Raw genomic sequence first — 19,164 nt, 5'->3', positions numbered from 1 at the left:
AATTGACGAACTCAGTAGTGAAGCGAGCCCCGGCCAATGATAGTGTAGCATTTGCTATGTGAAAGTAGGACATTGCCAGGCTCTAAATACAAGAAAGCCCGACTAGTAATAGTCGGGCTTTTTTACGTCTGTAAGAAAGTGAAAATAGTAGCTATCAGCCGTTAACTATCAGCTGCACAGCGTCAACCAGTACTTCGTAGCGTGGGTTGAGTATCACGAAACCCACGGGGAAAAGAACGCGACGACCACCTCAGTGCTCAGTGAATCCCATTAAAAAACATTAAGAATACTTTGCTATGTGTCTCTCCATCGCTGTGGGTACTACGACATCGCCAGGCTCAAATACAAGTAAGCCCGACTAGTAATAGTTGGCTTTTTTACGAGTGCAGGAAAGCCAGTTCGTACATGTGATACATATTTATTTAAGCTCATCATATAGGTCGATCGAGCTAATGCCGATGCTAAAAAGCGTCGATTATAATTACAGTGTCCTTATTTCACGAGCAGGGTTACCCGCAGCAATAAAACTGTTACCCAAAATGATATGGGTTTGGTCTATTATCAATTTTTTTTAGAAAGTCTTTTAACTATTCTGCTAATTATCAATTGGCATCAAGTACTATAGACTTGCTCCATCTTGTATTTACACACCTCACAAAGTGGAGAAAAGCATGTCTCATCAGATTATTAAAGACTTACATAACCGTTATACGGCTAAAAAGTACGATGTGAACAAACGTATTTCATCAGCAGATATTGACGTAATTAAAGAAGCTATTCGCTTGTCTGCTTCTTCGATCAACTCTCAACCTTGGAAGTTTGTATTGGTAGAAAGTGACGAAGCAAAGCAGCGTTTACACGATACATTTGCTAACAAGCATCAATTCAATCAACTTCATGCAAAAGAAGCATCGCATACGCTGTTATTAGCTTATGATCCTAAATTTACTAAGGAGAAGTTTGTTAAACGTGTGGATGTCGAAGTGAGCTCTGGTCATTTACCAGTAGAGTTACGTGAGAGCTTTATGGGTGCTTATGCTTTTGCAGAAATGAATACAGATGAAAATGGCTATAATGGCAGCTGGACTAAAGCACAAGTTTACCTAGCACTGGGTAACATTATGCATACACTGGCGCGTTTAAATATTGCATCTACACCCATGGAAGGTGTTGACCCAGAGTTAATTGGCGAGAAGTTTAGCGAAGAGCTAGATGGCCATATTTGTGAAGTGGCACTTGCAATGGGTTACCCTGTTGAAGAAGAAGACTGGAACTTTGGCAAACCTAAAGCGCGTTTATCAGTTGAAGATATTATTGCTACTGTATAAAGTGTTGCTATAAGTTAATTAGCCGAGAATCTTCTCGGCTTTTTATTTTTAGAATAAACCATACGCTTGTGTTTCTTCGTCTTTCTCTTGTGCTAAATGATCAGGTCTAAATATTGCGCTAGGGTCTATTAAAACACTGTGTTTTTCGGCTAGCTTTATTAGCCCTCGCATCATGCCTTTGGTTTGCGGGTCTATATCAAAGCCTACTTCGGTTAATTTATCGAGTGGCTTAATGTCTTCTTTTTTATAATCTATATTGTCCTCTACTTTATCTACTAGTAACCCGATATATGGGTTGAGCCCGTCTTTAGTAGTAAAAACAATAATAGGTTTATAGTCGAGTGTTATTTGCTCTTTTGCCGCATCAAACAGTCGTTGCAATTGCATGAAGCTGTTGCGCTTTATACTCGCTACATATTTACTGGCTTGTTTATAGTCTTGCTCGCTATGAGCACTAACTGCCTGATCTGTTGTTGTAACTAGCGCTTGAAAAGGCTCATCAAGTTTTTCTATGATAGTTTTTAGGTCACTGTTGTCGGTTTTAAACTCTTTATAAAATACGGCGATGTTGTGCAGCTGAGTTTTATCGTTCGTTATTATCTGGCTCTGCTGCGCGATGCTTTTTTCAAATTGGCTAAACCAATCATTAAGCGAGGTTTGCCAGGTTCTTAGCTCATTAAGTGCTTTTTTATTACTTTGCTCTGTAGAGCTGCCATTTAAAATAACACCTAGGTCGAACACTGGCGTAGGTGTTTCCATGTAGTCTTTTACACCAATAAAGCTCTTATTGTTATTTGGCAATGTAGTGAGGTTATTATCAAACCGCTCGGTGAGTAAAATATCGAGAATTTTAAGTGAAATGGTTTTACAGCCCACTTGAAAGTTTATGAATTCCATACCTTTATCTTTAATTGCCTTGTAATGCTTTAAGGATAGAACAAAATAGATAAATAGCTTAAAGGTTGGGTGGTTTTTTAATTAGTGATTTAACAGCGAGTTTAAATTGTTGCTCTAATGCTTTTTTCCCACTTAAGCGGTGTTGTTTGATTAGCTGCTCATTATTGTGGTTTTGTAATACCATTTGTATCAGCAAGTGGCGAACTTCACTTTTAGTTGCCATTAGGCAGGACGGTGAGTGGTTAAATAAATACCATAGTTTTGGCGCGGTATTAAAGCGATTTATTGTACTAATTGGAGTGTTTATAGGTGGGCTGGGCACGCTAGATTCATCGCTAAATTTACTTATTAGCTCACTGACTAACTCACTGTCGAGCTGGCTAAAGTGCGTTAATAAACCATAAAACAAATCACTTTTAAATTGCTGAGTTAAGGTATGTAAGCCCTGCGGGGATGTGTCTAATGCTTTAACAACAAGGGCTGAGTGCTCACCGGTGCTTTTATCTCGCTGATAACCTAGCTTAACAGTACTAAAGCCTTGAGATTGCCAAAAATGTAAAAGCCCGGCTGTAGCCCCAAAACTTGCACCTATATAACTACAGGTGGGTGTTAGCTGATGCTGGCAATGCGCTAGTAATGCTTTACCTACGCCTTGTTGGTGCAGGTTAGGTGCAACAGCTATACGAATAACGCGTGCGCTTTGTTTTGTTAAATAGCTTGGCTGTGCGCTTAATTGCGCGAGTGATTGTGCCATTAAATGCCCTTGTGGGCGCCGCTCACCACTGATTACTTGCTTAGCTAACTCTGCATCCATACCGCCTTCAACGGCTATTAAACACACTCCCACAACATGCATCTGGCATCTACTAATAAACAGTCTTTGCGCTGGGGCATCAAGAAAGTGGCGTAAATCGTTAACACTGCTTTGATAATGGGCAAGTGCGAGCAGCGCAACTATTTGCTGCAGTAAAGGCTCATTGTCAACGAGTTGCTGTTGAGTGACTTCAACGTGCTCAATGCTACTTAATGCGGGCGGGTATTCGTTATATTGTGCATCTAAAGCAAAGAGTGTGCGTACCTGTTGCTCAAGAGGGTCGCCCTTAGCAAAACGTATAGGGTCTTCTAAGTTTACAACTTTTGCCGCTTTGTAATTTGCTTTTATATGTTGCGTAAAACGAATGGTATAGCCTCGGCCATTACCCTCGTAACCTACCAAGGTGCTTGCAAAGACTATACGCGGGTAGTGCTTTAACATGGCTAATAGTAGTGGTACAGGGATTGCGGCGGCTTCATCGACCAGTAATAGATCACAAGGCGGCAACTGATTAAGCAGTGCATCTGGGGCCATGTACTGTAAATTAGTTAAATGTTTTTGCTGAGCCTTGTATTCAACCTGTAAGGTTTTAGCTAAATGCTTAAAACAGCTATGGGTGGCTCTGAATTGTGTTGCGCATACAATGATTTTTTTATCATGTAATGCTGCGGCTGCCAGACCAAGCGCGGCTGATTTTCCGCGCCCTCTGTCGGCATTAATAATTAAAGGCCTGTTCGCGCGGCCTGTGGCCACCTTAATTATTTGTTCAACGCATTGTTGCTGCGCCTGATACTCAATTTTATTTGTTACATTGCTTTTGATCGGCGGCTGTTTAAAGTCAGTGTGTTCATCAAAGTGTATGACGGGTAGCGTTTGTAAAAGGCGAGAAAAACGTAAATTAAAATAGCTTTGCCGATTACTACTTCCATGAGATTGCACGCTTTTAAGTGCAGGGTCTTGCCAAGAGGCTAAACGTTGTAAGTCAGGCAGTAATAAAAATAACAAACCGCCTGCTTTTATGGTACCGGCAAGGGCAGCAAGTTTATCGGGGTAAATGCCACTATAGCCATCATAAACGGCATGAATAAACTCTTGCCCAAGTAGTTCATGGGTATGCTCAGGCCAACTTGAATTAGCAATGCCGCTGTTTGACAGCAGCTTTACATTATCTGAGTCTGTTAATGCGCTTAGTAGCTCGTAGCACCAAGCGGCTTGGCCTGTAATAAGTACTAACTGACGATGTTTTGCGTCAGTTAGTTGCTGTGTTAATTGTTCAACATAGTGCTTATACAGCTTGAAGTCGTGCATATGCGGTCACTAGCCATTTGCTGCCAAGGTCGTCAAAGTTAACTTGTACACGCGATTGTGCGCCACTGCCTTCGTAATTTAGCACAGTGCCAATACCAAATTTAGCGTGCAGTACACGTTGACCTAAGTTAAACCCACTTTCTTCAAAAGCTGCATGGCTTACTGACGCGCTAAAGCGCCCTGCAGCAGGTGGTCGCGATACCTGCGTTTTAATACGAATTTCTTCTACGCAGTCTTCGGGTATTTCGCGTAAAAATCGTGATGGGCTATGGTACTTTTCTTGGCCGTATAAACGGCGGCTTTCGGCATGGCTTATGTAAAGCTTGTCCATTGCACGGGTCATACCCACGTAACAGAGGCGGCGTTCTTCTTCTAAGCGCCCTGATTCTTCATTACTTTGCTGCGATGGGAACATACCTTCTTCAACGCCCACCATAAACACAAGTGGAAACTCTAATCCTTTAGCAGAGTGAAGAGTCATCATTTGTACAGCGTCTTCGTGCTCATCCGCTTGGCCTTCACCAGATTCAAGTGAGGTGTAGGCTAAAAAGCCCTGTAGTGGTGAGCTAAACTCTTCTTCTTCAGGGAGCTCGTACTGATCGCATGCACTGATAAGCTCTTCTAAGTTTTCTACGCGAGCGCGGCCTTTTTCGCCTTTTTCAGCCTGATACATAGCCATTAAACCAGACGTTTGAATAGTGTACTTGGCTTGCTCTTGTAGTGTCAGGTCGCTGATTTTATCTTCTATGTGTTCTACCAACTCTACAAACTTTGTAACAGCGCTTGCCGCACGACCCGATAAATGCTGTTGTTCAACAATTGCTTTAGCAGCGTACCAAAGAGGCAGCGACTCAGCACGCGCACAGTCGCGTATATGGCTAAGTGTTTTATCGCCAATACCGCGCGCAGGGGTGTTAATTACACGCTCAAATGCGGCGTCGTCTTGGCGGTTTCCTACCAATCGTAAGTACGATAGCGCGTCTTTAATTTCTTGACGTTCGAAGAAACGCATACCGCCGTAAATACGGTATTTTAAGCCTTCTTGAAGCATGGCTTCCTCGAGTACACGAGATTGCGCGTTGCTACGGTATAAAATGGCGGCGTCTTGCAGCGCATTACCGGCATTTAACCAGCTGCGTAGCTTACTACTTACAAAGCGGGCTTCGTCTAGCTCGTTAAAGGCTGCATAAATTGATATAGGCTCGCCTTCGTTGCCATCGGTCCACAAGCTTTTACCCATGCGCTCTGCATTGTTTTTTATAAGCGCATTAGATGCTTTTAGAATGGTTGCGGTTGAGCGATAGTTTTGCTCAAGGCGAATAGTTTCAGCATCAAAATCGGTTAAAAAACGCTTTATATTTTCTATTTTAGCGCCGCGCCAACCGTAAATACTTTGGTCATCGTCGCCTACAATCATAATGCTTTGCGTATCGCCTGCAAGTAGCTTTAACCATGCGTATTGAATGGTATTGGTATCTTGGAATTCGTCTACCAGCATGTGGGCAAAGCGCTGCTGGTAATGGCGAAGTAGCGTAGGGTTATTTTTAAGAACCTCGTAGCTACGTAGCAGTATTTCTGCAAAATCGACTAAACCAGCGCGGTCACATGCTTCTTGATAGGCTGCATATACACGCAGCATCATTTGCTCGTTTATATCGTAGGCTTGAATATCTTTAGGACGCAGGGCTTCATCTTTCTTAGCGCTGATATACCAGCCAAATTGTTTAGCTGGCCATTTTTTATCATCAATATTCATTGATTTTAATAAGCGCTTGATCATTCTTAGCTGATCGTCAGAGTCTAAAATTTGAAAGGCTTCTGGTAGGTTTGCTTCACGATGATGAGCGCGCAAAATACGGTGTGATAAACCATGGAATGTACCAATCCACATGCCTCCCACGGGGGCTTTTAGGGTTTCTTCAACACGGGTGCGCATTTCTTTAGCGGCTTTATTAGTAAAGGTAACCGCAAAAATACTATAAGCAGAAGCTTGCTCAACCTGCATTAACCATGCGATACGATGAACTAAAACACGTGTTTTACCCGAACCAGCACCTGCTAATACCAGCATGTTTTGTAGTGGGGCTGCAACGGCATCGCGTTGTTTGTCATTTAAGCCATCGAGTAATTCAGAAACGTCCATCGTTACGCCTTTTCAATCAATAATGAGAGGGAGTATAACAGGTGTTTTTGTTAGGCTAAATAAAATACTGTTTTTATGAACAGCTATTCTAAAAATACTTGTAAAACTAGTTGCTTAACTGTTTATTCATGCTGTTAAGTAACTGTAATTAAGAATAAAAATAATCAAATTGACCTATATTTAGTAAAAAAGACTAAATCAGTTATTTTATGCTAGTTTAACTAATTGATTTTTAAGCTTTAAAAAATTGGCATAAAGTGTGATAGTAAGTAAATAACTAAAATTTAAAATTAATTAACTACAGAGGTGAGTATGGCTGATCAAGGTTCTGGCGGTAATGTAATTGCGGCGTTGTGTAATATATTTTTTCCTGGTTTAGGGCAACTGGTACAAGGGCGTATTTTAGCTGCTATCTTCTTTGCGCTAGCTATTATAATTAGTTACGCACTTATTTATGTATTGGTAGGCTTTGTACTGGTGCCTATTATTTATTTATGGTCGATTATAGATGCTGCACGTTTTAGATCGCGAAGTTAGCTTTTATGCCACCTATTTAAATAGCGCCCATTGGCGCTATTTTGCGTTTTAGGGGCAGTGTTCAGGGCTATTTATGGGTATAATTAGTGCATTAGCGTTTTACAAGTAAAAATTATGGAATATCAATTTATACGCGACCCTATTAGCGGGCTGCGCATTAAAATAAGCAGCGAGCATGCCCTAATTGGCCGCTGGTTAAATGAAGAAATTGGCAAAGAAAAAGTGGCGATGGTACAAGCACTTATCAACTCAGTTAAAACAAGCTACGAGCCAATAACGTTAAAAGGCCAAGAAATAGACTTAATACTCTCTAAAGACGAAGCCTTATTTGAAGCCCATGCCCTACACCAAGACAGTGAAGACTTAGTTGCCTATCAAGATGATGACTTAATGCTTGAAGAAAATGGCCTAGTGAGTGGTTGTGGCTTTGAAGATTTTATAGATTTAATTGAATCTTGGGCTGATTTTAGCGGCTCAAAGTAAAACCAGAATTATTAAAATAGTGCTGATGCATTGCGCTTTTTTTATCTGTACTATTACACCAATCAAAAACGTCAGGAATGAATATGTCTGCCAATTTAAATAAGCTAGTCGTTATGCTAGAAATGCAAAATGCCATGAATACTAAGGTTCATGAGCAATGGTTTAGCCAAGGTTTTGAGTGGTATAGAGCCATTTGGGTAGAGTGTGCAGAAATGCTAGACCACTACGGTTGGAAGTGGTGGAAAAAGCAAACCCCAGATACTGAGCAAGTCATTTTAGAATTGGTTGATATATTTCACTTTGGTTTATCGCTAAGAATAGACGGCACTACAAGTTATGAAGCGTTAGCAAAGCAGTTAGAGCAGCAACTTAATGCGCCTGAGCAAGCTGATGACTTTAAACAAACACTTGAAATATTAGCAGCATCAGCCGTTGCTGATAAAACCTTTAACGCCGCTGCATTTGCAGGCTGTATGGCGCAAATTGGTATGAATATAGACGATTTATACCGAGGTTACGTAGGTAAAAATACCTTAAACTTTTTCCGCCAAGATCATGGCTACAAAGATGGCAGCTACATTAAAGTGTGGAACGGTCAAGAAGATAACGAGCATTTGGTTGAAGTCGTAAAAAGCCTTGATACCGAACATGCCGACTTTGCAAAGTTAGTATACCAAGGTTTGGAAGCTCGTTACCCAAAAAGCTAATTATATAATAGTGCGGTAGTCGGTTACGTTTAAGTAATCGGCTATTACATTATGTGGTTGCTTACTATCAGGGTTAGCAACCGCAAGTAAATGTTCAATGCCGTATTCTCGGGCTGCATTTAAAACAGGCACACTGTCATCAACAAACAAAGTGCGCTGCTTATTAAACCCTAAATCTTTTTGTACTTGATGCCACAAACTTTGCTGCTCTTTACTCACGCCGTATTGGTGGGTCGACACCACGCCATCTAAATAATTATCTATCGCGGTGTGCTCAAATTTAAGCATGACGTTTTCTGGGTGAGCGTTAGTTAACAAAATCAGCTCTTTACCTGCTTTTTTTAACTCAGTTAAAAAGTGAGGCACATCTTCGCGTACTTTTATTAGGTGTTGGGTTTGACGTTTTAGTTCCATTATCGGCAACTTTAACTGTTCTTCCCAATAATCTAAACAATACCACTGTATTTGGCCACTTACCGCTTGGTAGCGCTTGTGCATATCGGCTTTTGCTTCATCAAGGGTGATATTGCGAGTGCGTGCAAGTTGTTCTGGAACAACATTAAGCCAAAAGTGACTATCGAAATGCAAATCGAGTAATGTTCCGTCCATATCGAGTAAAACGGTATCGATTTTTGACCAATTTAGCATGGGCTTTTCCTTGTGAAAAGTTTATGATTAAGCACAACTGCCATGATAGCAAAATAACGCCAATGACACAGAAAAAGCACCCAACTCCACCGCAAATTATTAGTAATAATGTAGTTGCTAAAAGCCGTTTATTTACTGTTGAATCATTAGAGCTTAAGTTTTCTAATGACGAAGAGCGCCAGTATGAGCGAATACGTGGCGGTGGCCGTGGGGCTGTAATGATTGTGCCAATAACTGCGGACAACGAAATGCTACTGGTACGTGAGTATTGTGCAGGCACGAACGACTACCAATTAGGTTTTCCTAAAGGCTTAATAGACCCAGGCGAAACGCCCCAACAAGCTGCAAACAGAGAGCTTAAAGAAGAAGTGGGTTTTGGCGCCGAATTTTTTGAGCCATTAAAAGTTGTATCAATGGCGCCAAGTTACTTTAACGCAACTATGCATATTTTATTTGCTAAGCAGCTATACCCGCAAACGTTAGAAGGGGATGAGCCTGAACCGCTAGTGGTTGTTAAGTGGCCATTAACAGATTGGCAGTCATTATTAGAACAAGGCGATTTTACCGAAGCTCGCAGTGTTGCCGCTTTGTTATTATTAAATAAGTATTTAGCGTCTGGAGCTGCAAATGAATAAACTACTAGAGCCTTGTATAGAGCTTGCACAACGAGCAGGCGATGCCATTATGGCTATTTATAAAAAAGATGATATTGGCCAACAAGAAAAGTCAGACGCTACGCCCGTCACAAAAGCAGACTTAGCGTCTAACGATGTGCTCGTTGCTGGTTTAAAAGACCTTGCGCCCGAGATTCCTATTATGTCAGAAGAGACGCCTATTCCGGCACTTGCCCAAAGACAAGACTGGCAACGCTACTGGTTATTAGATCCGATGGACGGCACGGGCGAGTTTATTTTAGAAAGTGGTGACTTTGCCGTTAATATTGCGCTTATTGAAAATAACCATCCCGTTTTAGGTGTGATTCATTGGCCAGCAAAAGGCATTACTTACTTTGCTACTGCTAATCAGGGGGCATTTAAACGAGAAAATGGTAGCGATACAAAAATGTCGGTAGCAACACCCGATAACCTAACGCTAGCAGTAAGCCGTAGACAAAAAATTGAAGCGGTCAGTCAGTATTTAAATACGCAATTTGCCACTATTGCTGTAGGCTCGTGCTCGCTAAAAGCATGTATTGTTGCCGAGGGTAAAGCCGACTGCTTTTTACGAATTGGCCCTACTGGCGAGTGGGATACCGGCGCGTCACAAGTGATTGTAGAAGAGGCAGGCGGGTGTATTACCGATGCAGAATTTAACCCGCTTACATATAACCAGCGTGAGAGCACCGAAAATCCAGATTTTATTGTGATGGGACACCCAGATTGGGAGTTTCAAAAAATGATAAGCCCGCATCAAAGATAGCGATTTAAAGAGTGGTTTGGTTGCTTTTTGTTCGGTTGAACGCAATTAACGAGTGAAAGCCTTGCAATATAAGTTTATTCCTATATTATAGCGCTCTCTTCGAAACAGGCTCGTTATTAACACGAAACTATTTCAAAGAAATTACAGGCGCGGGATGGAGCAGCCTGGTAGCTCGTCGGGCTCATAACCCGAAGGTCGTCGGTTCAAATCCGGCTCCCGCAACCAATTTCCTTTAGGGGTTTGAGGTTACTGTAAAATGTTAGTTAAAGAAAAGCTTGTCGGTCTCAGCTCTTCATTAGCCAGCAAAGGTAGTCGTTTTAAATCTGGCTCCCGCAACCAATTTCTTTTAGGAAGTTGGCAGCCTCGTTGTAATGTAAGCAACGCTAAATAAGTATGCATATTTCAGGCGCGGGATGGAGCAGCCTGGTAGCTCGTCGGGCTCATAACCCGAAGGTCGTCGGTTCAAATCCGGCTCCCGCAACCACTGAAATAAAAAGTTAGAATGAAGCGACACTCTATATGAGTGTTTTTTTATGCCTAAAATTCAGTGAAATGAATAGCTCGTCGGTCTCAGCTCTCCATTAGCCAGCAAAGGTTGTCTTCACTGCGTGAGGCATTCACTCTCCATAAACTCTGGCTCCCGCAATCACTGAAATAACACCCCTCATAAATTTATGCCTCCCAAAATAGTGTTTTATACACGTTATAAATTTTCCGAAAAAAGTGTTATTACTTAAAACTTTGTATAGTTTGTGTTAAAACGGCACAAATAATTTTGGGTGTGTTACACATGACTGAGCTTTACCACTGGTTTGATTTAATTGGCATTGCCGTGTTTGCTATTACGGGTACATTGGTTGCACACGAAAAGAAAATGGATGGTTTTGGTGTTGTAGTATTAGCTGCTGTAACAGCGATTGGAGGCGGTACGGTTCGTGACCTTATATTGGATGTTCCGGTATTTTGGTTACACGACCAAAGCTTTTTTTATGCTATTTTAGCAGCGGTATTTATTACCACTCGGCTTATTAACAAGCAAAAGTCGATTCCACATTACACATTACAAATTGCCGATGCATTTGGATTAGCATTTTTTGCGGTTATGGGTACCCAAAAAGCATTACTTGCCGGCATGCCAAATATGACCGCCATTATTATGGGTGTAATTACCGGTTGCTTTGGTGGCATGCTCCGAGATGTGCTTGCCCGCGAAATTCCTATGCTGCTAAAAGGCGAGCTATACGCAATTACCTGTATTGCAGGCGGTGTTGTTTATACTTTGGGTATTCACTTTGCGTTAGCGACTGAACTTGCCATGGTAATGGCAATGCTAACCACCTTATTGCTTCGTATTGCAGCTATTAAATGGCAAATCACAGTACACGTTTTTAAATATTCTGACTAAACTAATTAATTAAACCATTAATTAGGATAAGGAATGTCGCTAGCTCGCATTTATTCTCGTGCCCAAGTGGGTATAAACGCCCCTGAGGTTATTGTAGAGGTACACCTTGGTAATGGTTTACCGGCATTTAATATTGTTGGGCTTCCTGAGGCCTCAGTTAAAGAGTCAAAAGATAGGGTGCGTAGCGCCCTAGAAAACTCTCAATTTGGTTTCCCCGATCAGCGCATTACCGTAAATTTAGCGCCTGCCGATTTACCTAAAGATGGTGGGCGCTTTGACTTAGCCATTGCGGTAGGTATTTTAGTGGCCTCTGGGCAGGTTGTATGTCCTGATATACATAAATACGAGTTTTACGGAGAGCTTGCACTCAATGGCGAAGTGCGTGGCGTAAATGCCATTTTGCCCTCTGTACTTGCAGCAAAAGAGCAAAACCGCTGCTGCTTTTTACCTTTTACCAACGACAGCCTCGCAAGTTTGGTGAACGGCGTTAAACGCAAAGCGGTTAATTCATTACAAGAAGTGTGGGGTGATTTATTAAATCAGCAGCCTTTACCTTTAAATATTGAATACCCTGATTGCGCCCAGTCTCCCGACTTTTTGCTCGATTTAAGTGATGTTAAAGGCCAACCCGGTGCTAAGCGAGTGCTAGAAATAGCCGCCGCTGGAGGTCATAACTTACTTTTTTTAGGTCCACCTGGTACGGGTAAGTCTATGCTTGCTCAGCGAATGGCAACCATAATGCCAACTATGTCTGACGATGAGGCAATATCAACCGCTGCACTTTACTCTATTATTGGTCAATCTATCGATTTAAATAATTGGCGCCAGCGGCCGTTTCGAAACCCCCACCACACTTGCTCAGCAGTTGCTTTAGTCGGTGGCTCTTCAAACCCTAAGCCGGGTGAAATTTCACTTGCGCATAACGGGGTGTTGTTTTTAGACGAGCTTCCGGAATTTGAACGTAAGGTGCTTGATTCTTTGCGTGAGCCTATGGAAACCGGCTCTGTGGTTATCTCCCGTGCAGCAAGGCAAATGGAGTTTCCGGCGCAGTTTCAGCTAATAGCTGCACTTAACCCTAGCCCGACAGGGTGCCATAATGACAAGCGAGCAACACCTGATCAAGTTATGCGTTATTTATCTCGCGTCTCAGGCCCGTTTATCGACCGTATCGATTTGCAAATTGAGTTGCCCCGTTTAACCAGTGTTGAGCTGCAAAGTACTCAGCCCGAAGAAAGCAGTGCTCAAGTTAGGCAGAGAGTGGAAGCTGCATACCATATACAGTTAAAGCGCCAAGGTAAGGTTAACGCGCGTTTAAATAACAAAGAAATGAATATACATTGTGAGCTTGCGCCTGCTGAGTTGCAGTTTTTAGCACGAGCCAGCGAAAAACTGTCGTTATCACCGCGCTCTTACCATAGGGTCATTAAAGTGGCACGTACGATTAGTGATTTAAAAGGCGCAGAACACATTAGTTTAGAAGAGCTAAAAGAGGCGCTAAATTACCGCGCTTTCGAGCGGTTGCTAGCGCAGTTAACTAAATAATACCGAACCGCAATAAGGCTTAATTATTGTAAGGTGTTAAGCTCGGCGTATTTCTACTATGTTAAATTTTAATGCGCTAAATTGACAGCATATAGCCTTTGCCACGCACGGTAACAATGCGTTTTTGGTCTTTTTCATCGTAGAGCTTTTTACGCAAACGGCCAATTAAAACATCCACAGTGCGATCATTTGGGCTCCAATCGGGCTGACCTATTTCTTCTGATATTTTCTCACGCGAGGTGGCTTTGCCTGCGTTGCTAATTAAACAAATTAGCACTTTGTGCTCGGCTTCGGTTAAGCGCGATTCAGTACCTGATGAGGTAATTAATGTTCGATTGTCGGGGTGAAGTTTAAAGTCGGCGTATTCTATAAATTCTTCGCTTTCGTCATCGTCTTGATTAATTGCAATACGTTTATAAAGCGCACGCATGCGTAGCTCAAGCTCTAATAAGTCAACAGGCTTGCAAATATAATCATCAGCGCCTTGGGCAAGCCCTGCAATACGATCGGCTTGTGAGTCGCGGCTGGATAAAACAATGACGCCGATATCGGTCAAAGTGTTGAGCTCTTTGGCAAGCTGCAACCCATCACGCTTGGGTAATACAATATCAATAATGGCAAGAGAAATAGCACTGCGCAGGTTTACACGTTGCCTAACTATGTTTAGGGCATCAGCACCTGTGGAGTCTATTTCTATCGAAAATTCGGTGTCTGTAAAGTGATTTTGGATGCGCTTAACGAGTAGCTCGTCGTCTTCAACCAATAAAACGTTAATTGCCATAGGACTTATTTTTGTATATTTATAGCTCTGTATGGTAGCACCAATCGTTTAATGCTGAGAAGAGGGGGCTGTAACTTTTCGGTAACTTTATGTTTCAAATATAAAAGGCGCCTCATAAAGCACCTGTTTATGGGGTTAAGCTCAGCACACCTAGTAAAATGTGCTGAGCGCTGTGTTACTTATCTGAGTACATAGCATCCCACCACTGTGGTTCGCCTTTTAGATGTTTATCAAAATAAGCAAGCATAGTGTTCCACCAATCAAAGCGCTTATCACGAGCAAAAATTTGATGGTCGGCGCCTTTGTATTCAATTAGATCTACATCTTTATTTAAGAGCTTTAAGGCAGTATACATGGTTAAACTCTCGCCAATAGGTACATTGGTATCGCTATCGCCATGTAAAAGCAGCAAAGGTGTTGTTACTTTATCGGCATGAAATACAGGGCTGTGATCGCTGTACAGTTTAGCGTTATTCCATGGAAAGCTATTTTTAGAGGCTTCGCCTGAGTATAAATACCCCCACCAACCTTCGCCCCAATATGAGGTTAAGTTTGATATGCCCGCGTGTGCAATAGATGCACTAAACATGTCTGTTTTGGTAGCAAGTAGCATGGTCATGAACCCCCCGTATGAGGCGCCTAAATTACCCACTTTTTTGCTATCAACAAAATCGTATTTTTTCAAAAAGGCTTGGGTTCCTTGTATTATATCGCTAGCGGTATAATCGCCCCAGGCGTTGACGTGCTGTGCAGAGAACTTTTGTCCAAACCCTGTTGCTCCTGTGGGCTGTAATACATAAACAACATAGCCATTTTCTGCCCATAAGTTGAACGGGTATCGACCTGTAAAGCCACGAGTAACAGGTGAAGTACCGCCGTAGTAATATACAAGTGCAGGGTGTTTTTTAGTTTTATCTAGGTTAGTAGGTAGGTATACACGCCCTGTTATTTCTACGCCGTCTTTATTTGTGAAATTAAACTCTTCTAGGGTTGGGATTTGTGTATTAGCGTAAGCAAGCGGCTTAGAATCCCAAATAAGATCTGTTTTGTTTTTACTAATATTTAAGCGTTTAAGTTGCTGCGGCGTAGATGCTGTGGTACCGCTAAGAAGTACTTGCGGGTTTCTCTCGCGCGAATAGCTAAACTGCTCGACGATATCTAGACCTGTATTAAGCTTTTTAAAGCGCTGTTTGCTTAAGTCGAATAAATACAAAGGTTGGGTATCTTGCTCGGTTACTTTTATAAGCGCATCGCCGTTATCAAGCACATGTAATTCATCTATAGCGGGGTCAAACTGTTTACTTAGCGCTTTTACGTTTTTACCGTTATCGCTAAGTAAGTACAACTGACCGTCGTAATTATTAGCTAACATCCCTTTTGGAAGGGCGCGGCCTGCGCCATTTTTAAAGTCTGGGCCAGCAACAACGTACACATCTTTGTTGGCGTACTTTGCATGATTAAAGGTTTTAAATTTACCAAAAGACATTATTTTGTTCGATTCTAAGTCAAGCTCCATCAGTTCAGTTTCTGGATGGGTGCTGGCTTGCATAACCATAACTTGGCGACTCATGAGTACCTTGCCACGATTAGTGTGCGCATCTTCAAAGCTATGCGAAATTGGCCCTTGGCTAAGCGCTTTAATTAAGCCGCTGTGTGTATCTAGCATATAAAGTTGGCTTACGTTTCGTGCGTATGACCACCTATCTTGAAGCCCCTTGTAATGCTTAGTTAAGCTGTTGTTGTCTTCGGGTGATTTAGACCAACTGAAAATGAGGCTGCTGTTATCATAAAAATTAAAGTTACTCGCGCCTTCTAGCCCTTCGGCTAAGGTTTTAATACTGAGGTTTTTACGGTTTAGCTGTTTTAGATCATTCCCTAACGTATAAACTAAAAATTTATTATCGGGGCTCCACGCTATATTGCTTGGCTGTTGGCCTTCAAAGCGATACAAGGTTTGATTTTGGCTATTTTTAAGCTCGGTTACCACGTTTGCCTGGTTAGTTGTTTTATTTGAATAGCTGCGTGTGCTGGTAACATATTGTTTAGCATCGGGCGCTAAAGAAAGCCCACTAACCGTGGGGGCATCAAAAAGCTGAACGGCAGAAAGTCGCCGAGTTGTAGAGGTGTTAATTGTAATGTTGTCACTGTCGGCGTTGGGTTTAAAATCGAGGGAAACGTTGTTCCAGTTAGCTACTTGTTGCGCGACTAAAATCACACTATGAGAGCCATTCGTTAACGATAAAGAATAAGTGTGGTTATCCCCTTTTTGAAGCTTAGCATCGATAAACAACTGAGCGTTCTCTATCCCTTTTATCGTTAATGTGCCTTGGCTAAAGCGCCTTGTTTCGATATTGAACTTAAGCGCTTGTAGGCCACCTAAAGTCAGTGCGTTTACTTTATTAAACGGCTGCCAGCTATGCTTTTTACCAAAGACAGACACGCTTTGCGTATTACGCTGCAGCTGCTCTAATAAGTTATTAATAATGGCTTGGCCGTGTGGCGTTTGAAATGGCTTAACTTGCATGTTTTCGCCTAAAGGGCCAATAAACTCGATATTTGATTTATCAAGCGGGGCTGCTATTGCAGTCAAACTCAAGCTGCCAAGAGCAAAAAAGGTAGCTGCTTGTTTTAGTAATTTATTTTTTGTGGTCCAAGGTGAGCTAATTCTCATATTTGTGCCTATTATTGATAGTTATTTGGCCAAATATAGCATGTATTGTTACCATGCCCATATGTTCAACTCATCGGAGAAAAAGTGACTTTACTGATTGTGTACATGGTTGCTGCCATCGTCATTTCTTTTTTATGTTCTGTTATGGAAGCAGTGTTGTTGAGTATTTCGCCAAGTTACGTGGCGCTTTTACGTAAAAACCAACCTGAACTTGCTAAGCAACTAGAAAAGCTAAAAAATAATGTAGATCAACCGCTTGCTGCAATACTAACGCTCAACACTGTTGCTCATACTGCGGGAGCTGCTGGCGTGGGCGCGCAAGCGGCTGTGGTTTTTTCAGATGCGGCGGTTGGTATTGCCTCTGCGATAATGACACTCTTAGTATTGGTACTTTCAGAGATTATTCCCAAAACGTTAGGGGCCAACTATTGGCGTGCTTTAACGCCTAGCGTCACTTACTCTTTACGTTTTTTAGTGATATCGCTAAAGCCATTTGTGTGGTTCGCCCAAAAGCTCACTAATTTAATGGGGGCTAAGCACGATGAGGCTTTTTATATTCGCCAAGAAATAGAAGCCATGGCAGATATAGGCACCGAAACAGGGGCGATCCATGAAGATGAGTCTGAAATCATTCGCAACCTTTTACACTTTAGGCATGCTAAATTAAGCGATTTAATGACGCCGCGCACTGTGCTTTATAAAGTACATAAAGGGTTAACAGTCGATCAATACATGAGCGAGCACGGCTCGTCATCGTTTTCGCGGGTGTTGGTGTTTGATAAAGACGCTGATGACATTATCGGCTTTGTGCATAAAAACGATATTATGCTGGCCTATCATCGCTTAGGCACCGACTATAAAATTAGTAAATTAGTTAAGCCTATCCATACGGTGCCCGAAGGGCATAATGTGTCGTCGTTACTACAAACCTTGCTTAAGCAGCGCACTCACATATGTTTAATTGTTGATGAATACGGTGATGTACAAGGCATTGTAACCCTAGAGGATATGATAGAAGCACTTATGGGGCTAGAAATTGTTGATGAACGTGACCAATCGACCAATATGCGTGTGGTTGCTAAGCAGCGCTGGCGACAACGTTTAGCAAGCAGTAAGCATATAGTAAGTGAAGATGATAATTCGCCCCGAGATAAAAACTAGTTACCTCGGGGAGAAGGCTAGCGTTTAATTGTGCCCCCCGTGCTATTTACCCAATTTATTGCCCATTCTATAAATTCGTCTTTGGCTTTAGGGCAGGTAAATAAAAATCCTTGCATGGCTAAATTAGTACGGTAATTTTTTAAATAGAGTGACTCCTCTGCGCGCTCAACCCCCTCAGCCACCAGGGCTAGTTGCTCTTGACATGCAATATCAACGAGTGAGCTCACCACTACTTGCGAAAACTTATCTGTTTCAATATTGCTAATGAGTGTACGGTCAATTTTTATTTCAGTAAAAGGCAGGCGTTTAAGCTGGTTAATGTTGGTAAAACCCACACCAAAGTCATCCAATGATATGCCAAAGCCATGCATTCTTAATCTGTTTAGTGTTTCTAGCTGAGAAAGGCTAGACAGCGCGTGTTGCTCGGTTATCTCTAAAATAATATCACTAGGTGAAAGCTCATTGAGTTGCAAAATAAGCATCAACTTATTAGGGCAGCTTAAATCATCTAATTGCGTAGGTGATAGGTTAAAAGCCAGTTTTAGGTGCGCGGCAATACTTGTGCGTATGGCTTTTAAATCGCTGGTGGCTTGTTCAAACAAGCTAAAAGTAATTTGATTAATTAACCCTGTTTGCTCCGATAATGAAATAAACCGGCTAGGCGCGATGATCTCGCCTGTATGGGTTTTAACTATACGTGCTAACACTTCAATGCTTTCTATTTCACTGGTTTGAGAATTTATTTTTGGCTGATAATAAGGGGTTATTTCGTTTGATTTGATTGCCTCATGCAATGCTTTTTCTGAGATAGAAGTATGGGAATGTTCATTGTGCACGGCTAAGTGTTTTGCTTTTTGTAAAACAGTTTTTACATGGCTAAGTTGCACGGGTTTAGCTAAATTTGCAACTAAATGAATATTGCTATGACGCGCTAAATTAGCAGCTAGATTAATAACCTTGTGATCCATTTCCGAAATTATAACTACTGCGCCTGTAAAATTAAGCTCGCCTAGTTTTCTTATAAACTCCATACCATCCATTTCGGGCATGTTTAGGTCTGTAAATACAATGTCGTAAAAGTTTATATCGTCAGTTACATGAGTCAGCGCTTGCTGAGCACTCAGGCATTTTGTAACTTTATTCGAGACTCCTAGCTCATTTAAAATGGCCTCCATAACAATTAAAATCGCCTTAGAGTCATCCACAACTAAAATATTGGGTACCGAAATCGACATGCTCTATCCTTGTAACTACTTAATATATTAGTACTGTAAAAGTAGCTTCTGATCAGCCTTTTGTCAGCTTAGTTTTATATAAATT

The 19,164-nt window shown here is 41.8% G+C and carries 16 protein-coding genes and 2 tRNA genes; 11 read left to right on the top strand and 7 right to left on the bottom strand.

The window, feature by feature from the left end; genetic code table 11:
• Positions 1-671: 671 nt before the first annotated feature.
• Complete coding sequence (locus CWC17_RS03205) at positions 672-1,328, top strand: NAD(P)H-dependent oxidoreductase (RefSeq protein ID WP_138612067.1); 657 nt, start codon at positions 672-674, stop codon at positions 1,326-1,328.
• A 48-nt stretch (positions 1,329-1,376) separates the two neighbouring features.
• Here the strand turns inward: CWC17_RS03205 and CWC17_RS03200 are convergent, their stop codons facing one another.
• The 3 genes from CWC17_RS03200 to uvrD are packed head-to-tail and all read right to left on the bottom strand — an operon-like array spanning position 1,377 to position 6,490.
• Positions 1,377-2,225 (bottom strand): chemotaxis protein, encoded by an 849-nt coding sequence (locus tag CWC17_RS03200; protein ID WP_138612066.1) that lies wholly within the window; start codon positions 2,223-2,225, stop codon positions 1,377-1,379.
• Between the two features lie 58 nt (positions 2,226-2,283).
• Positions 2,284-4,347 carry a tRNA(Met) cytidine acetyltransferase TmcA domain-containing protein gene (locus CWC17_RS03195; protein WP_138612065.1) on the bottom strand — a complete coding sequence of 688 codons (2,064 nt, stop codon included), beginning with the start codon at positions 4,345-4,347 and terminating at the stop codon, positions 2,284-2,286.
• Positions 4,325-6,490: a DNA helicase II gene (gene uvrD / locus CWC17_RS03190; protein ID WP_138542674.1), complete on the bottom strand. Its 2,166-nt coding sequence runs from the start codon at positions 6,488-6,490 to the stop codon at positions 4,325-4,327. Before uvrD ends, CWC17_RS03195 begins: the two co-directional genes overlap by 23 nt.
• A gap of 312 nt (positions 6,491-6,802) precedes the next feature.
• Here uvrD and CWC17_RS03185 point away from each other — a divergent pair, with 312 nt between their 5' ends.
• From CWC17_RS03185 to CWC17_RS03175, 3 genes are all read left to right on the top strand, one after another.
• Positions 6,803-7,027, top strand: a complete 225-nt coding sequence (locus CWC17_RS03185) for a hypothetical protein (protein WP_004588664.1) — start codon at positions 6,803-6,805, stop codon at positions 7,025-7,027.
• 114 nt (positions 7,028-7,141) lie between these two features.
• Positions 7,142-7,510: a YacL family protein gene (locus CWC17_RS03180; protein ID WP_055016899.1), complete on the top strand. Its 369-nt coding sequence runs from the start codon at positions 7,142-7,144 to the stop codon at positions 7,508-7,510.
• An 83-nt stretch (positions 7,511-7,593) separates the two neighbouring features.
• Positions 7,594-8,217, top strand: a complete 624-nt coding sequence (locus CWC17_RS03175; protein WP_138542675.1) for a dUTP diphosphatase — start codon at positions 7,594-7,596, stop codon at positions 8,215-8,217.
• Here CWC17_RS03175 and yrfG read toward each other — a convergent pair whose 3' ends face one another.
• Entirely contained in the window at positions 8,218-8,865 is a 648-nt protein-coding gene (yrfG, locus tag CWC17_RS03170; protein ID WP_055016897.1) for a GMP/IMP nucleotidase, read from the bottom strand.
• Positions 8,866-8,927: 62 nt separating this feature from the next.
• On the opposite strand from yrfG, the gene nudE reads away from it, so the two are divergent.
• The 6 genes from nudE (at position 8,928) to CWC17_RS03140 (ending at position 13,231) form a co-directional block, all read left to right on the top strand.
• Positions 8,928-9,500: an ADP compounds hydrolase NudE gene (gene nudE, locus CWC17_RS03165; RefSeq protein ID WP_138612069.1), complete on the top strand. Its 573-nt coding sequence runs from the start codon at positions 8,928-8,930 to the stop codon at positions 9,498-9,500.
• Entirely contained in the window at positions 9,493-10,284 is a 792-nt protein-coding gene (cysQ, locus tag CWC17_RS03160; RefSeq protein WP_055016896.1) for a 3'(2'),5'-bisphosphate nucleotidase CysQ, read from the top strand. Before nudE ends, cysQ begins: the two co-directional genes overlap by 8 nt.
• A gap of 148 nt (positions 10,285-10,432) precedes the next feature.
• Positions 10,433-10,509 (top strand) — tRNA-Met (locus CWC17_RS03155).
• A gap of 182 nt (positions 10,510-10,691) precedes the next feature.
• Positions 10,692-10,768, top strand: a tRNA-Met gene (locus CWC17_RS03150).
• A gap of 306 nt (positions 10,769-11,074) precedes the next feature.
• Positions 11,075-11,689 carry a trimeric intracellular cation channel family protein gene (locus CWC17_RS03145; RefSeq protein ID WP_138541545.1) on the top strand — a complete coding sequence of 205 codons (615 nt, stop codon included), beginning with the start codon at positions 11,075-11,077 and terminating at the stop codon, positions 11,687-11,689.
• A 33-nt stretch (positions 11,690-11,722) separates the two neighbouring features.
• Complete coding sequence (locus tag CWC17_RS03140; protein WP_138541544.1) at positions 11,723-13,231, top strand: YifB family Mg chelatase-like AAA ATPase; 1,509 nt, start codon at positions 11,723-11,725, stop codon at positions 13,229-13,231.
• 76 nt (positions 13,232-13,307) lie between these two features.
• Here CWC17_RS03140 and CWC17_RS03135 read toward each other — a convergent pair whose 3' ends face one another.
• A complete protein-coding gene (locus tag CWC17_RS03135) occupies positions 13,308-14,012 on the bottom strand; it encodes a response regulator transcription factor (protein WP_055016531.1) in 705 nt (234 codons plus the stop codon).
• Positions 14,013-14,187: 175 nt separating this feature from the next.
• Positions 14,188-16,683, bottom strand: a complete 2,496-nt coding sequence (locus CWC17_RS03130) for a S9 family peptidase (protein ID WP_138612064.1) — start codon at positions 16,681-16,683, stop codon at positions 14,188-14,190.
• Positions 16,684-16,767: 84 nt separating this feature from the next.
• On the opposite strand from CWC17_RS03130, the gene CWC17_RS03125 reads away from it, so the two are divergent.
• A complete protein-coding gene (locus CWC17_RS03125; RefSeq protein ID WP_138541542.1) occupies positions 16,768-17,844 on the top strand; it encodes a CNNM domain-containing protein in 1,077 nt (358 codons plus the stop codon).
• Between the two features lie 17 nt (positions 17,845-17,861).
• Here CWC17_RS03125 and CWC17_RS03120 read toward each other — a convergent pair whose 3' ends face one another.
• On the bottom strand, positions 17,862-19,079 hold the full coding sequence (locus CWC17_RS03120; RefSeq protein ID WP_138541541.1) for an EAL domain-containing response regulator: 1,218 nt from the start codon (positions 19,077-19,079) through the stop codon (positions 17,862-17,864).
• Positions 19,080-19,164: the final 85 nt, after the last annotated feature.

The sequence above is a fragment of the Pseudoalteromonas sp. S3785 genome (genome assembly GCF_005887365.1).
Classification (GTDB): Bacteria; Pseudomonadota; Gammaproteobacteria; order Enterobacterales; family Alteromonadaceae; genus Pseudoalteromonas.
The sequence above is the reverse complement of the archived record's forward strand: the minus strand, read 5'-3'. Positions and strand labels throughout refer to the sequence as shown.